Here is a 14,649-nt window from a genome sequence, read left to right as displayed (position 1 = left end):
ACTCCTTTAATTTAAAACGGGTCTAAAATTCCGCTAATTCTTTCATTGCATCCGCCACTTTATCTGGATTAATCATAAAGTGTTTTTCCATTGTTGGTGCAAAAGGCATTGCTGGCGTATCTGGTCCTGCCAGTCTTGCAATCGGTGCGTCTAAATCAAATAGACAATGCTCCGAAATAATCGCTGCTACTTCACTGATAATGCTTCCTTGTTTATTATCTTCTGTTACAAGCAGTACTTTACCTGTTTTTTTCGTTGCTTCGATAATCGCTTCTTGGTCTAATGGGTAAATTGTACGTAAATCAAGAATATGCGCTTCTACGCCTTCCGCTGCCAAACGTTCTGCTGCTTGTTGCGCAAATTGAACCGCAAGTCCATAAGTAATTACGGTAATATCATCGCCTTCGCGGACAACATTTGCTTTGCCGATTGGAACGATATAATCTGTTTCTGGCACTTCGCCTTTTAGTAAGCGGTAAGCTCGTTTATGTTCAAAGAAAAGCACTGGATCGTTATCGCGAATCGCCGCCTTTAAAAGCCCTTTAGCATCGTATGGTGAAGATGGAACAACAATTTTCAAACCAGGTTGGCCAAAGAATACTTTTTCGACAGATTGAGAATGGTAAAGTGCTCCGTGTACCCCGCCGCCAAAAGGTGCGCGAATAACCATCGGGCAAGACCAATCGTTATTGGAACGATAGCGAATTCTGGATGCTTCTGAAATAATTTGGTTCACAGCAGGCATAATAAAGTCAGCAAATTGCATTTCTGCCACTGGACGATAGCCATACATCGCTGCGCCAATTCCAACTCCGGCAATCGCAGACTCAGCAAGTGGTGTATCGAGTACTCGGTCTTCACCGAATTCATCATATAGGCCAGCAGTCGCTTTAAATACGCCGCCTTTTTTCCCTACATCTTCTCCTAAAATAAATACTTTATCGTCGCGCTCCATTTCCTCTTTAAGCGCCATTGTTATTGCATCAATATATGAAATGACTGGCATTCAAATTCCCTCCTAATCAGCTATTCGCTTCTTCATCATATACATAAAGTAAAGATGATTCTGGTTCAGCGTATGCTGCACTTTCCGCGTAATCTGTCGCTTCATTAACTTCTTTAGCGATATTTTTTTCGATTTCAGCGATTTTTTCTTCGGTTAAGTAACCTTCTTCAAGTAGTTCTGTTTGGAAAATTGTCAGTGGATCTTTTCCTTTTGCTTCGTTCACTTCTTCTCTGGAACGATAACTGCTATCGTCATCATCGGAGGAGTGCGGCGTGAAGCGGTATGAAACTGTTTCGATTAAGGTAGGTCCTTCGCCGTTTCTAGCGCGATCTGCGGCACGTTTAAATGCTGCATACACTTCTCCCATGTTCGTTCCGTCAACACGTTCACCAGGGATGCCGTAACCAATTGCTCGGTCAGATAGCTTTTCTGCGGCATACTGTTTCGATGCTGGCACAGAAATGGCATATTGGTTATTGTGAATAACGAAAACAACTGGCAACTTATGTACAGATGCGAAGTTGATTCCTTCATGGAAATCACCTTGGTTAGAAGATCCTTCCCCAGTTGATGCATAAATTGCAATTTCGTCACCAGCCATTTTTGCTGCAAGACCAATTCCTGCTGCGTGCGGGAACTGGGTTGTTACTGGTGAACTTTGTGTAACGATGCGGTTTGATTTTTGACCAAAGTGAGCTGGCATTTGACGTCCGCCAGAGTTTGGATCTTCGGCTTTAGCGAAGGCAGATAACATAATGTCTTTCGCTGTCATCCCGAACGCCAACACAACTGCCAAATCGCGGTAATATGGTAATGCGTAATCTTTATCTAAATCAAAGGCAAACGCTGCGCCAATTTGTGCCGTTTCTTGTCCTTGCCCAGAAATGGTAAAAGGAATTTTCCCAGAACGGTTAAGTAGCCACATACGCTCATCAAGTCTTCTTGCCATTAACATCGTTTCATACATTTTAATTAATTTATCTTCTGTTAAACCTGCTTCTTTTAAAGTCATTTTTGTTCCTCCTTTAAAGCTGTATTAACCATGAATTGCATTGCCATCCACAGCAAGGGCAGCTTCTCTAAAACTTTCTGATAAAGTTGGGTGCGGGTGAATCGTGTTGCCCACTTCCCACGGCGTTGCATTTAAAACTTGCGCTAAAGCGGCTTCGCTAATCATGTCCGTTACGTGTGGACCAATCATGCTCACGCCTAAGATATCATCTGTCTTTTTATCTGCAATAATTTTAATGAAACCGTCTGATTCTCCGTAAACGAGCGCTTTCCCGATACCACGGAAGAAGAATTTACCTTTTTTAACTTCGTGACCGCGTTCTTTCGCTTGTTCTTCTGTAATGCCGACACTGGCAATTTCAGTAGAAGTATAAATACAGCGTGGAACTAAGTCGTAATCCAGTTTTTCGGTCGCTTTTCCTGCAATATGGTTGGCTGCAATCGTTCCTTCTTCCATTGCAACGTGCGCAAGTTGAATCGTTGGTATACAGTCACCAATCGCATAAATATGACTTTCTTTTGTTTGGTAAAAATTATTTACTTGGATAAAGCCGTTTTCGGTCGCGATATCCGTGTTTTGTAAACCGATGTTTTCTGTATTAGCTGAGCGCCCAACGGAAACAAGGATTTTATCCGCTGCAAAAGTCTGCTCTTCGCCTTTGATGATCGCTTTAATTTCCACACCAGTATCCGTTTTTTTATAACTAGCTGCTTGAACTTCAGCAGATATATGCATCGTTAGTTTTTTCTTTTTATACAGTCTTGCTAATTCTTTCGCTACCTCTTTATCTTCGGTCGGCAAAATTCGGTCGGCATATTCTAGCACAGTGACTTCTACGCCAAAATCATGCATCATCGAAGCCCATTCCATCCCGATAACTCCGCCACCAACAATAATGATTGATTTTGGTAAAGTTTCAAGGTTTAGCGCGCCGTCAGATGATAAAACATCTTCTTCATCGATTGTTAAACCATTTAATGTGCGCGGTTTGGAGCCAGTCGCGATAATTAAGTTTTTAGGAATTAGCATTTCATTTTCAGAGCCATCTTCAAATTCGACTGAAATTGTTCCAGCAGTTGGTGAAAAAATCGATGGTCCCAAAATCGTTCCCGTTCCAACAAACAAGTCAATTTTACCTTGTTTAAATAATTGGTGGATACCTTTTTCTAATTGATCTACTATTTGCTGTTTTCTTTCTTGTGCTTGTAAAAAATTGATTCCGGCAGTTCCTTCAACCGAGATACCAAATTCACTTGCTTTTTTTACTGTTTGTAGAACTTCAGCTGAACGTAACAATGCTTTCGTTGGAATACATCCGCGGTGAAGGCATGTTCCACCAACTTTCCCTTTTTCAACGACAGCTACTTTTTGGCCGTTCTTAGCTGCTTGGATTGCTGCGACGTAACCGCCAGTTCCTCCGCCAAGAATAACTACATCATATTCTGTTGCCACATTATCTCCTCCTTTTAATACACTTTTCCTTCTTCAAGACCAGCAAGCACGCGTTGTACGCCGCTATTTAATGCTTCTAATTCGTCTTCTCCTGGCTCTATAATCACACTGGCTATCCAGTTTGTTTGCTCGGTAATTTTTTGTGTAAAAAGCTCACTTCTAGCAAGTCCGCCAGTTAAAATAATCGCGTCAATCTTCCCTTGAAGGACAACGGAGCAAGCGCCAATTTCTTTACTAACCTGATAGGCCATTGCGTCAAAAGCTTCGATGGCTTTTTCGTCACCGGCTTTCACCCTAGCTTCTACATCTAGCATGCTGTTAGTTTCTAAGTAAGAAATCATTCCGCCGCGACCAACAATAAGATCATGTAGTTCACGCTTCGTCCAATTCCCGCTAAAACAAGCTTCCAGAAAATCATTCATCGGAAGCGAGCCCGACCGTTCTGGACTAAAAGGACCATCTCCATCTAAAGCGTTATTTACATCAACTGCTTTTCCTTGTCGATGGGCAGCAACTGAAACCCCACCGCCAAGATGGGCAATAACGAAATTCATTTTTTCATAATCGGATCCTAGTTGTTTGGCAATTTTCCGACCAGCTGCTTTATGATTCAACGCATGGAAAATACTTTTTCTCGCAACAAAGGCATTCCCGGAAACTCTGGCAATTGCCTGCATTTCATCAACGACAACGGGGTCGACAATGAAACTTGGAATTTCGAGTTCATCTGCTAGTTTCTTCGCTAGCATCGCACCTAAATTCGAAGCGTGCTCTCCGTATTTATTTGCTTGTAAATCTGCAATCATTTTTTCTGTAACCATATATGTACCACCAGCAACTGGTCGAAGTAAGCCACCTCTTCCAACTACTGCTTGTAGATTCTTTACATCATAACCAAATGCATCCATCACTCGACGTAAAACTTGCCATCTAAAATCAAATTGTTCCTGTACATTGTTAAAATCGGCTAGTTCTTGCATTGTGTGTCTGACTGTTTCTTCAAAAAGTACTTTATCGCCTTGGTAAACAGCGAGTTTTGTAGACGTGGAACCAGGATTTATGGTCAAAACATCAAAAGACATTTGCTTTCCTCCAAATTTAATTGTGAAAAATGCAGTAGGTTATCATTTTCCCATGGACTATTGTAACACGTAGGTCGTAATCATATAAAAGCCTTTGCATTCAGTTTATTAAAGTCCGTCTATTCACATTATTTCATCATTTTCCAACCATTCTTACAGTTAGGATAAATGAAGCTAATTTATTCTCAGGTGTATCATTTCTTGAGGAAATCACAATCGGTACTTTTGCGCCAACAATCGCACTGCCAACCTTAGCTCCTGCAAAGTATACTAGCGATTTATAAAGAACATTTCCTGTTTCGATATTTGGAGCGATTAATATATCCGCTTCACCAGCCGAACTATCGGTAATCCCTTTATGCAAGGCCGCTTCTTTTGAAATGGCTACATCTAGCGCTAACGGTCCAGCGATATTGATTTTATTGCCAAAATGCTCCACAACTTCCTGAGCATCGACGGTAGACGGCATTTTCTCTGTCACTTCTTCTACAGCACTGAGCAAAGCAATTTTAGGCTCGGCGATACCAATTTTATGCGCAGTCGCAACCGCATTTTCTGTAATCGCAATTTTTTCTTTCGTTGTTGGCGCGACGTTCATGGCGCAATCTGTTACTAGTAAAGGTTTATGATAAGTCGGAATGTCAAAAATGGCGATCTGGCTTAACAGTTGGTTGGTGCGCAAGCCGTTTTCTTTTTTTAACACGTGACGCATCAATGTAGCCGTCGGAATAAATCCTTTGACTAAAATATCGGCTTCTTTATTTTTCACAGCTAAAATGGCACCTTGTGCAGCTGCTTCTGCTGTATCCGCTTGAATCCACGTAACACTTTCATGCGCTGTTAACGTTTTATCTTCCTGTTTCCCAAATAAAAGAAATTTACCTAGTTTCTGGTTTAATGCGAGACGAATCGTTTCTAGTACGACTTCATCATCCGCACCTGCTACGGCAAAAACAAATGAGCTTGTGTCTGCTACTTCTGTAAAAAATCTGCTTTTTGTCATAAAAATAACTCCTTTATCGCACAAAAAAGCCGCATTTCGAATTAGTAGTTGTTTTTATGACCAGGTAATAATTTCTACCTTATTCATTTTAAGCAAAAACTATTCGATATGCAAGCAATTTCGTTTTTTAATAGGTTTGTTTTACTTTTTCTGCTTGTTCAATCATTTCTTTTGCATGTTGTTTAGTTAGTTCTGTTACTTCTATTCCAGCAATCATTCGACTGATTTCTTCTACTTTATCTTCACCTTTTAGCACAGTTACAGAGGTTGTTGTCCGCTTGTTTTGGACTTTTTTGGTGATGTAGTAATGGTGATTCGCCATGGCAGCAACTTGTGGTAAATGGCTAATACACAGCACTTGCGATCCTACAGACACAGCGTATATTTTTTCCGCAATCGCTTGACCGACCCGACCGCTTACACCCGTATCTACTTCATCGAAAATGATGGAAGTAATGCCTTGATGTCTTGAAAAAATGGTTTTTAAAGCTAACATCATTCGCGATAATTCACCGCCAGAAGCAATTTTGGCTAATGGTTTTAGAGGCTCACCCGGGTTAGTGGACATATAGAAAACGATGCTATCTTGACCAGATTCTGTCAAATCCATTTTATTCGGTTCAAAGCGCACGCTAAAAATAGCTTTTTCCATGTAAAGTTGATTCAATTCTTGTTTAATTTGCTTTTCTAAAATAATGGCAGCTTTTTTACGGATATCTGTGAGCGTGTTGGCCTGTTTCGTTAGTTCGGCTTTAAGAGTAGCTAATTTTGTCTCTAAATGACCTACATGTGATTCACTATCCGTTAGTTTTTCCATTTCGCTGCTTATTTCTTGTTCGTATTGAATGATATCTTCAATTGTTTTACCATATTTGCGTTTCAATTGGTTTAAGTCATTCAAACGCGATTCAATTTGATTAAGTTCTTCTGGTTGGAATTCTAGCTGATCGAGCGATTGCCTAATTTGGCTCATGCTATCTTCTAGCATATAGTAACTAGACGAAATTGCTTCACTAACCGCTTTATAATCCGTGTGAATGCTGGCCGCTGTTTCCATTTGGCGCATCGCTTCCCCGACAAACTCTAGCCCACCAGGCTCACCTTGAATCGCCGCATAAGCACCTTGCAAATTTTCATTCAGTTTTTCAAAATTAGCTAAAATGTTTTTTTGTTCTAACAAACGATCTTCTTCGCCAGCTTGTAAATTGGCATTTTCGATTTCCTGTTGTTGAAAACGAAGCATATCTAGTCGCTGCGCTAGTTCTCGTTCATTTTTTGTCCAATTTTGCCATTCTTTCTCAATTGCTTGGTATTCTTTAAAATTAGTTTGATACTTCGTAAGCGCCGATTTAATTTTGTCTGAGGCAAAACGATCTAGTAACGATAAATGAAACTCCTCATTCATCAATTCCTGATGTTCGTGTTGGCTATGGATATCAATTAATTTGGAACCGATTTGGCGCAGGAGAACCGTTGTAACTAGTTTTCCATTAATACGGCAACTATTTTTCCCTGAGCGAAATAAGCTACGTTCCAAAACGACCATATCATCTGAAGCGTCTATTCCATTTTCTAAAAGTGCGTTGCGGCAAGCGTGGTTATCCTCCGCTAATCCGAATAGCCCTTGAAGTTCCAAGCGTTCCTCGCCGTGACGGATAAAATCTGCCGAACCACGTCCGCCAACAAGAAGACCAAGCGCATCAATAATAATTGATTTACCAGCGCCGGTCTCCCCTGTTAATACCGTCATCCCTTCTTGAAAAGTTAAAGAAAGCGATTCGATGATAGCAAAGTTTTTAATTGTCATTTCTTGAAGCAAAATCTTTCACCTCCAACAATTTTTAAAGCATATCTATAAAACGATCTGTTAATGTTTTCGCATTTTCTTCTGAGCGACAAATAATTAAACACGTGTCGTCTCCACAAATAGTTCCAGCTTTTTCCGGCCAGTCTAGGTTATCTATTAGCGCACCAACAGAGTTCCCATTTCCCGGCATTACTTTTAAAATAATCATAAATTGCACATTATCAATGCCAATAAAGCAATCAATCAAAGCGCGTTTTAGTTTTTGATGTGGGTTGAAACTATTATCGGCAGGTAGACTATATTTATATCCGCCTGTTTGTGTTGGAACTTTGACAAGATGAAGTTCTTTAATATCACGGGAAACGGTTGCTTGGGTGACTTTAACATCGCGTTCTAATAGAAGTTCTACTAAATCTTCCTGCGTGTCAATCTCATTAGATGTAATCAATTCTCGAATAATAATATGACGATGACCTTTATTCATTCCTTCTTCACCTCACGATAATTTTCTACTTACATCTTATCCGAAAAAACGCATAAAGTCACGGAATTAGTGCAAATTTATGCAAGAAAAGTTTCTTTAATACTTTATACATAGGAAATACATTGCGAAACGAGCCAAAATAGCATGGTAAAAGCAAAAACCGGAAAACATCGCTGCTTTCCGGTATACATTATTTATCTAATTTTGTATGTGCTTTTGTGATAAGTTTTGCAATCGCATCTGGTTCCAAATGACTTGTTCCAGTTTCCTCGCCAGTCCACTTAAGATGTGCGATAAATTCGATGTTTCCTTCTCCGCCTGTAATAGGTGAGAAATCAAGTCCCATCAAGTCATAGCCATTATCTAGCGCAAATTGAACGATATTTTCAACAACAGATGTGTGTACTGCTGGATCGCGGATAATTCCTTTTTTGCCAACTTGTTCCCGTCCAGCTTCAAATTGCGGTTTGATAAGCGTCATCACATCGCCACACGTCACAAGCACCGTTCTAAGCACTGGTAAAATCAGTTTAAGCGAAATAAAGGAAACATCAATCGTTGCAAAATCAGCTAAACCTTCTGCAAAATCAGCTGGCGTCACATGACGGAAATTGGTCCGTTCCATCACAGTCACACGGTCATCATTACGTAGTTTCCACGCAAGCTGATTATAACCAACATCTAATGCATACGAATGTCTGGCTCCATTTTGCAAAGCACAGTCCGTAAAGCCACCAGTTGAAGCCCCAATATCCAGCATTAGTTTGTCTTTTACATCGAAATCAAATACTTGTAAGGCTTTTTCTAGCTTTAAGCCGCCGCGACTCACATAAGGCATTTGCTTTCCTTTTACTTGAAGTTCGCTATCAACAGGGATTTTTTCTCCCGGTTTATCTACACGCTCTTCTTTTCGGTAAACAATTCCCGCCATAATGGCGCGTTTTGCTTTTTCTCTTGTTTCAAATAATCCTTGTTCTACTAGCAGAATATCTGCGCGTTCTTTTTTTATTGTCATAGTCTCTTCGCCCTTAACTTCTCGCTTTGTGCGAGCATTTCTTTTATTTTTAATACGATTCCAGTTGTTGATATACCAAACGATTCTAAAATTAATGATACAGAACCATGGCTAATAAATTCGTCTGGTAAACCAATTCGATGCATTATAACATCCGTATAATTATTCGCTTCTATAAATTCTAACACACTCGCACCAAATCCGCCTTTTAATAGCGATTCTTCTACTGTTAAAATAGGAATTTTTTGCTTTAAGATTTGGTGTAATAGCGTTTCATCTAGCGGTTTTATATAGCGAGCATTAACCACTCCAACACGGCGGCCTTCTAGCTCAAATTGTTCAGCTGCTTTTAGCGCCAGCTCGATGGTTGGGCCAAAGGTTAAAATAACGGCATCAAGCGGCTGAATGATCGTTTCCCACTGTCCAATTGGTATAAGTGTAGTAGATTCAACTAACTGCGCACCAGGAGCTTCTCCGCGTGGATAGCGAATCGCAAACGGCCCTTCATTATACGCAAACGCGGTATCCATTAATTGTCTAGCTTCCACTTCATCTTTTGGCATGGAAATAGTCATATTCGGAATACTATTTAAAAACGAAATATCAAAAATACCTTGATGTGTTTCGCCATCAGCGCCAACAAGTCCGGCCCGGTCAATTCCAATGACGACATTCAACTTTTGCCGACAAACATCATGAACTAGCTGGTCGTAAGCTCTTTGTAAAAAAGTGGAATAAATTGCAAGAAACGGTTTCATTCCTTGTGACGCAAGCCCAGCAGCCATCGTTGTCGCATGTTGTTCCGCAATCCCAACGTCAAAAAAACGTTCTGGGAAAGCTTTCGCAAATTTTTCTAATTTAGAGCCAACTGGCATTGCTGGCGTTATTGCAACAATCCGTTCATCCGTTTCCGCCAAACGCATTAATTCATTGCTAATAACTGAACTCCATGACGCCGCACGCTTAGCTGGTTTAATAAAGCTACCCGTTTCGACTTTATACGGGCCTGTGCCGTGCCAGGTGCCACGAGAGTCTAATTCGGCCGGCTGATACCCTTTTCCTTTTTTCGTAACGATATGGAGCAGCACAGGCCCTTTCACGCGTTTTGCTAATTCCAAGTTAGTAATAACAGCTTCTACATCATGTCCATCAATTGGACCCAGATACATAAACCCTAGTTCTTCAAAAAAAGTACCATCGACATTCGTTTTTGTTTCCTGAAATGTATCGGACGTTCTTAATTTTCCAAGTATGTTGTGGATTGCTCCTACATTGGGCGCAATCGACATATCATTATCATTTAAAATAACTATCATATCTTTTCGCATATCGCCTATATGATTCAAGGCTTCCAAGGCCATCCCGCCCGTTAAAGCACCGTCACCAATTATCGGAATAACATAAAAGTCTTCTTTTTTTATATCTCTCGCAATGACCATTCCGGCTGCCGCAGACAAAGAAGTCGAACTATGCCCCGTTTCAAATACATCATGAATAGATTCTTTCCGTTTTGGAAATCCGTCTAATCCACCGTGCTCGCGTAAAGTATCAAATTGGTTCGCCCTTCCAGTTAGGATTTTGTGCACGTATGACTGATGGCCAACATCCCAAATAAATTTATCTTTTGGACTATTAAAAGTATAATGCAGCGCAATCGTTAGTTCTACCACACCAAGATTTGGACCAATATGCCCACCTGATTTGGAAGTAGAAGTAATTAAAAAAGCGCGAATATCCGCCGCAAGTGCTTCTAATTCTTGAATATCCAACTGTTTAATAAAGGAAGGATCCTTTATCTTTAAAAGATCCAAATAAAAACAACTCCCTTTCCAAAGAGTCACTCGCATGAATGTGTGCAAGGTCTTTTTTCTCAATTAATTGTTCTTATTATAGCAAACAATCGCCGTTAAACCAAACAAGGTAAAGTAATTTTAGGCAAATAAAAAAGCAAATCACCGAAATGATTTGCTTTTTCTTATTCAAAAATAGAATTACGCTTTTTGAACGTTAGCTGCTTGAGGTCCGCGTTGGCCTTCTTCAACGTCGAAAGTTACTGCTTGACCTTCGTCTAAAGATTTGAATCCGTCGCCTTGGATAGCGCTGAAATGTACGAATACATCGTCACCGTTTTCGCGTTCGATAAAACCAAATCCTTTTTCTGCGTTAAACCATTTTACTGTACCTTGTTCCATGTTCATGTTCCTCCTCGTGTGTTATGCACACTAATTATTTACTATTCTTGCTTAACGGCACGAGATGGAAAGTTGTTCACAATCGTATCTTTCACCCACAAAAATAATCTTACATTAGTATAACACGGTATTTTAGGAAAAGCAAATCAATTTGTATTATATATGTGAAAATTTTTTGAAATTACTAGATAATTATGATTAATTTTCTCTAAGTGCGATTAAATCAGCAAGTTGCAAGAGAATTCCATCATCAAAATCATGTCCTGAAAGCGCTGACTTCGCAATCGAAACATGCTCGTTTAATGCCCTTTTAGCACCATCTAACGTGAGTAATCCGGGATAGGTACTTTTATTCAGAAAAGCATCCGCCCCTGTCTTTTTACCCATTTTTGTTTCATCACCAATTACATCTAAAATATCGTCGCTAATTTGAAAACCAATCCCAATATTTTCCGCAAAAATTCGTAATCGTTTTGTTTGTTCCGGATCCGCTTCGGCAATTTTGGCAGCAGAAGTTACTGCAAAAATTAATAATTCGCCTGTTTTTCGCGCATGAATGGATGATAACTCTTCTAGCGTCACTTGTTTGTTTTCAGCTTCCATATCCGCTTGCTGTCCGCCAACCATTCCTTCTGCCCCGCTGCTAAAACTAATTTCCTTAATTAAAGCTAGACGCGTTTCAAAAGAAAGATTTTCATCTTCAGCCAAAATGGAAAATGCCAGCGTAAGCAAAGCATCCCCCGCTAAAATCGCTGTCGCATCACCGAAAATTTTATGATTGGTCCATTTACCTCGACGATAATCATCATTGTCCATTGCTGGTAAATCGTCATGAATTAAGCTATACGTATGAATCATTTCTAAGGCTGTCGCCGTTTTCACGCCTAACAGTGGATCTACTTTTAAAGCTTGTAGTGTTGCAAAAACTAGCATTGGCCGTATCCGCTTTCCACCTGCTTGAACAGAATATAGCATCGACTCTTTTAGTTTTGGCTCGATATGACGTACGCTTATTTCTTTAAAAAGGGACTCATCGATTACTTTCTTATAATGTTCTAGAAAAACTGTTAAATCCTGCAAATTTATTCACCATCCGCTTCAAAAGGAATTTCTTCTCCTGCATCTGTGACTACTTTTGCCATTCGTTTTTCTGCTGCTTGTAATTTATCTTGGCACAATTTTGTTAGTTCGATTCCTTTTTGATACATATCGAGGGAATCTTCTAAGGAGGCACTGCCATTTTCGAGTGCTTCTACGATTGTTTCTAATTCTGCAATTGCTTCTTCAAAAGTTTTCTTTTTAGTTGCCACTTGTATCTTCCTCCTTCGCGGTAATGAGTGCATCTATGTGTCCGCCTTGCATTTTCACTTGGATATTATCGCCAACTTCAAGTTCCTGTACCGATTTGACTAGAGTATTCTCTTTATAGGTTACACCAAATCCTCGCTTCAATAAAGAAAGAGGGCTCAAATGTTCTAACGCATCTACTTGCCTAAAGAAAGATTGTTGCTTATCTTTCAAAAGTTGTTTCATCGCTTTATCTAAGGCTTGTTGGCGTAACGCAATCTGTTCTTTTTGAAGTTCGATTTCTTTTTTCGGGTGGTAGTAATGGAGTCGGTCATTTAATCGGTTGAACGTCGTCTGCTTGACAAATACTTGTTTGGAAAAGGCGTTATTTAATCGTTCGGCAAAATAATCTGTCCGTTCCATTTGTTGCTCTAATTGGTGTTTAGGACCATTTAGCATTAAATGTTGTTTTAGTTGCTCTAATGATCGCTCTTTTCGTTCTAATAATTGTCTTGTTACTGCGCGTAATCGATACTTGCGTTCTGCTAATCGCTCTTCTAGATCGCGATAATCTGGGACAGCAAGTTCTGCCGCTGCGGTTGGTGTTGCAGCCCGGACATCTGCTGAAAAATCACTTAAAGCAAAATCAGTTTCATGTCCTACCGCTGAAATAACGGGAACGTCCGAATCATATACTGCTCGAACAACGGGTTCTTCATTAAAGGCCCAAAGTTCTTCCAGTGAACCACCGCCGCGACCAATAATCATGACATCAATATCATTCCGCTGATTAATTTTGCCAATATTTTCGACGATTTTTTGAGCTGCTTTATCGCCTTGAACAATGGTTGGGTAAACAATCACTTCTACGGAAGGCATTCTGCGATGAATTGTCGTTAATATGTCGCGAACAGCTGCACCAGTTTTCGATGTAACGACGGCGACTTTTGACGGGAAAGAAGGAAGCACTTTTTTATGCGTTTCCGCAAAAAGCCCTTCCTTTTCTAATTGTGCTTTTAATTGCTCTAATTGAATATAAAGCGCGCCGACGCCGTCTGGTTCCATGTGTTCTGCATAAAACTGATAGCGTCCAGCTTTGTTGAATACGCCAATTCGCCCTGTGATAAGTACATTCATACCATCTTCCGGGACAAAACCAATCTTTTGAACTGCTTTATGAAACATGACAGAACGAAGCATCGCAAATTCATCTTTTACCGTAAAATATAGATGTCCACTCGCCGGTTGTTTTAAATTCGAAATTTCTCCGCGCACAAAAACTTGTTTCATGTATGGATCTACTTCAAACTTTTTTTCAATATATTTGGTTATCGCTGCTACCGTCAAATATTTATCTTGCTCCATCATTTCACATCCAATTAATCAATTCATTTTCCAAATGCGTTTCGCTGCTTTTAATGTGTTAGCAAGTAACATCGTGATTGTCATTGGGCCAACACCACCTGGTACTGGCGTAATGAATCCCGCTTCTTCCACAACGTCATCAAAATCAACATCACCGCATAATTTATTGTTTTCATCTCGGTCCATGCCAACATCAATAACTATCGCACCTGGTTTGATGTAATCTTTTTTCACGAATTTAGCTAAACCTGTTGCAACAACAAGAATATCCGCTTCTTTCGCTACTTGTGGCAAGTCTTTTGTGCGGCTGTGCGCAATAGTTACTGTCGCATTTTCATTTAACAGTAATTGTGCTACTGGTTTACCTACAATGTTACTTCTACCAATAACTACCGCGCGTTTGCCTTCTATTTGAGTGCCGGTCGATTTTATTAATTCAATAATTCCTGCTGGTGTGCAAGGAACAAAAGAATCTTTTCCGATGAATAAATTACCTACATTCACTGGGTGGAAACCGTCAACATCTTTGTCATAGCTAATTGTATCAATTACTTTTTCTTCTGAGATATGTTTTGGTAATGGTAACTGCACGAGAATACCGTGGATTGTTTTGTCTTCGTTTAATTCTTCCACGACAGATAATAATTTCTCTTCTGTTACATTTTCTGGAAGTTCAATTAAAACGGATTTCATTCCTGCTTCTTCTGTGCGTTTTTGTTTATTTCTTACATATGTACGTGATGCTTGATTGTCGCCTACGAGCACGACTGCAAGACCTGGTTTTTTACCTATTTTTACTAATTCAGCTACTTCACTCGTAACTTTTTCTTGAATTTCTTTCGCTAACTTTTTGCCGTCAATAATTTCTCCCATGAGTATTGCCCCCTTAAAAATACTTTCAACGCAATTATCCTTAAAAAATCACGAAATAAGGGAGTGCAAGG

At 39.9% G+C, this 14,649-nt stretch carries 14 protein-coding genes; all 14 read right to left on the bottom strand.

Translation table 11 applies throughout. The features are described 5' to 3' along the window. Positions 1 to 22: 22 nt before the first annotated feature. The 14 genes from HCX62_RS05465 to folD all read right to left on the bottom strand — a co-directional run bounded on the left by HCX62_RS05465 (position 23) and on the right by folD (position 14,578). The gene (locus HCX62_RS05465) at positions 23 to 1,006 is read right to left on the bottom strand and encodes an alpha-ketoacid dehydrogenase subunit beta (protein WP_185403091.1); all 984 of its coding nucleotides are present in this window, start codon (positions 1,004 to 1,006) and stop codon (positions 23 to 25) included. Between the two features lie 16 nt (positions 1,007 to 1,022). Further along, entirely contained in the window at positions 1,023 to 2,018 is a 996-nt protein-coding gene (locus HCX62_RS05460) for a thiamine pyrophosphate-dependent dehydrogenase E1 component subunit alpha (protein ID WP_003722498.1), read from the bottom strand. A 24-nt stretch (positions 2,019 to 2,042) separates the two neighbouring features. Then, positions 2,043 to 3,470, bottom strand: a complete 1,428-nt coding sequence (gene lpdA, locus HCX62_RS05455; protein WP_185637507.1) for a dihydrolipoyl dehydrogenase — start codon at positions 3,468 to 3,470, stop codon at positions 2,043 to 2,045. Between the two features lie 14 nt (positions 3,471 to 3,484). Beyond that, entirely contained in the window at positions 3,485 to 4,552 is a 1,068-nt protein-coding gene (gene buk, locus HCX62_RS05450) for a butyrate kinase (protein WP_185637504.1), read from the bottom strand. Between the two features lie 136 nt (positions 4,553 to 4,688). After that, positions 4,689 to 5,555, bottom strand: coding sequence for a phosphate acyltransferase (locus HCX62_RS05445; protein WP_185637503.1), 867 nt, complete (start codon positions 5,553 to 5,555; stop codon positions 4,689 to 4,691). Between the two features lie 127 nt (positions 5,556 to 5,682). Continuing rightward, positions 5,683 to 7,374, bottom strand: coding sequence for a DNA repair protein RecN (recN, locus tag HCX62_RS05440; protein ID WP_185637501.1), 1,692 nt, complete (start codon positions 7,372 to 7,374; stop codon positions 5,683 to 5,685). Positions 7,375 to 7,396: 22 nt separating this feature from the next. Further along, positions 7,397 to 7,846 (bottom strand): transcriptional regulator AhrC/ArgR, encoded by a 450-nt coding sequence (gene ahrC, locus HCX62_RS05435; protein ID WP_003722493.1) that lies wholly within the window; start codon positions 7,844 to 7,846, stop codon positions 7,397 to 7,399. Positions 7,847 to 8,036: 190 nt separating this feature from the next. Further along, positions 8,037 to 8,861: a TlyA family RNA methyltransferase gene (locus HCX62_RS05430; RefSeq protein ID WP_185637499.1), complete on the bottom strand. Its 825-nt coding sequence runs from the start codon at positions 8,859 to 8,861 to the stop codon at positions 8,037 to 8,039. Beyond that, positions 8,858 to 10,708 (bottom strand): 1-deoxy-D-xylulose-5-phosphate synthase, encoded by a 1,851-nt coding sequence (gene dxs, locus HCX62_RS05425; protein WP_185638036.1) that lies wholly within the window; start codon positions 10,706 to 10,708, stop codon positions 8,858 to 8,860. The genes HCX62_RS05430 and dxs overlap by 4 nt, the downstream gene beginning before the upstream one ends. Before the next feature lie 144 nt (positions 10,709 to 10,852). Next, complete coding sequence (locus HCX62_RS05420; RefSeq protein ID WP_003719639.1) at positions 10,853 to 11,053, bottom strand: cold-shock protein; 201 nt, start codon at positions 11,051 to 11,053, stop codon at positions 10,853 to 10,855. 198 nt (positions 11,054 to 11,251) lie between these two features. After that, on the bottom strand, positions 11,252 to 12,133 hold the full coding sequence (locus HCX62_RS05415; protein WP_185637497.1) for a polyprenyl synthetase family protein: 882 nt from the start codon (positions 12,131 to 12,133) through the stop codon (positions 11,252 to 11,254). Positions 12,134 to 12,135: 2 nt separating this feature from the next. Further along, positions 12,136 to 12,363: an exodeoxyribonuclease VII small subunit gene (locus HCX62_RS05410; RefSeq protein WP_008947740.1), complete on the bottom strand. Its 228-nt coding sequence runs from the start codon at positions 12,361 to 12,363 to the stop codon at positions 12,136 to 12,138. After that, positions 12,353 to 13,705, bottom strand: coding sequence for an exodeoxyribonuclease VII large subunit (gene xseA, locus HCX62_RS05405; RefSeq protein ID WP_185638034.1), 1,353 nt, complete (start codon positions 13,703 to 13,705; stop codon positions 12,353 to 12,355). The genes HCX62_RS05410 and xseA overlap by 11 nt, the downstream gene beginning before the upstream one ends. A gap of 18 nt (positions 13,706 to 13,723) precedes the next feature. Continuing rightward, positions 13,724 to 14,578 (bottom strand): bifunctional methylenetetrahydrofolate dehydrogenase/methenyltetrahydrofolate cyclohydrolase FolD, encoded by an 855-nt coding sequence (gene folD, locus HCX62_RS05400; protein WP_185637494.1) that lies wholly within the window; start codon positions 14,576 to 14,578, stop codon positions 13,724 to 13,726. Between the last annotated feature and the right edge of the window lie 71 nt (positions 14,579 to 14,649).

Origin of the sequence: Listeria swaminathanii (assembly GCF_014229645.1) — a bacterium.
Taxonomy (GTDB): domain Bacteria; phylum Bacillota; class Bacilli; order Lactobacillales; family Listeriaceae; genus Listeria; species Listeria swaminathanii.
Note: the sequence above shows the minus strand (reverse complement) of the source record. Positions and strands in the feature narration are given on the sequence as shown.

Excerpts from the sequence above, each read along its gene's own strand:
- HCX62_RS05465 (WP_185403091.1), bottom strand. The coding sequence starts at position 1,006 with ATGCCAGTCATTTCATATATTGATGCAATAACAATGGCGCTTAAAGAG.
- HCX62_RS05460 (WP_003722498.1), bottom strand. The coding sequence starts at position 2,018 with ATGACTTTAAAAGAAGCAGGTTTAACAGAAGATAAATTAATTAAAATG.
- buk (WP_185637504.1), bottom strand. The coding sequence starts at position 4,552 with ATGTCTTTTGATGTTTTGACCATAAATCCTGGTTCCACGTCTACAAAA.
- HCX62_RS05445 (WP_185637503.1), bottom strand. The coding sequence starts at position 5,555 with ATGACAAAAAGCAGATTTTTTACAGAAGTAGCAGACACAAGCTCATTT.
- ahrC (WP_003722493.1), bottom strand. The coding sequence starts at position 7,846 with ATGAATAAAGGTCATCGTCATATTATTATTCGAGAATTGATTACATCT.
- HCX62_RS05430 (WP_185637499.1), bottom strand. The coding sequence starts at position 8,861 with ATGACAATAAAAAAAGAACGCGCAGATATTCTGCTAGTAGAACAAGGA.
- dxs (WP_185638036.1), bottom strand. The coding sequence starts at position 10,708 with ATGCGAGTGACTCTTTGGAAAGGGAGTTGTTTTTATTTGGATCTTTTA.
- HCX62_RS05420 (WP_003719639.1), bottom strand. The coding sequence starts at position 11,053 with ATGGAACAAGGTACAGTAAAATGGTTTAACGCAGAAAAAGGATTTGGT.
- xseA (WP_185638034.1), bottom strand. The coding sequence starts at position 13,705 with ATGGAGCAAGATAAATATTTGACGGTAGCAGCGATAACCAAATATATT.
- folD (WP_185637494.1), bottom strand. The coding sequence starts at position 14,578 with ATGGGAGAAATTATTGACGGCAAAAAGTTAGCGAAAGAAATTCAAGAA.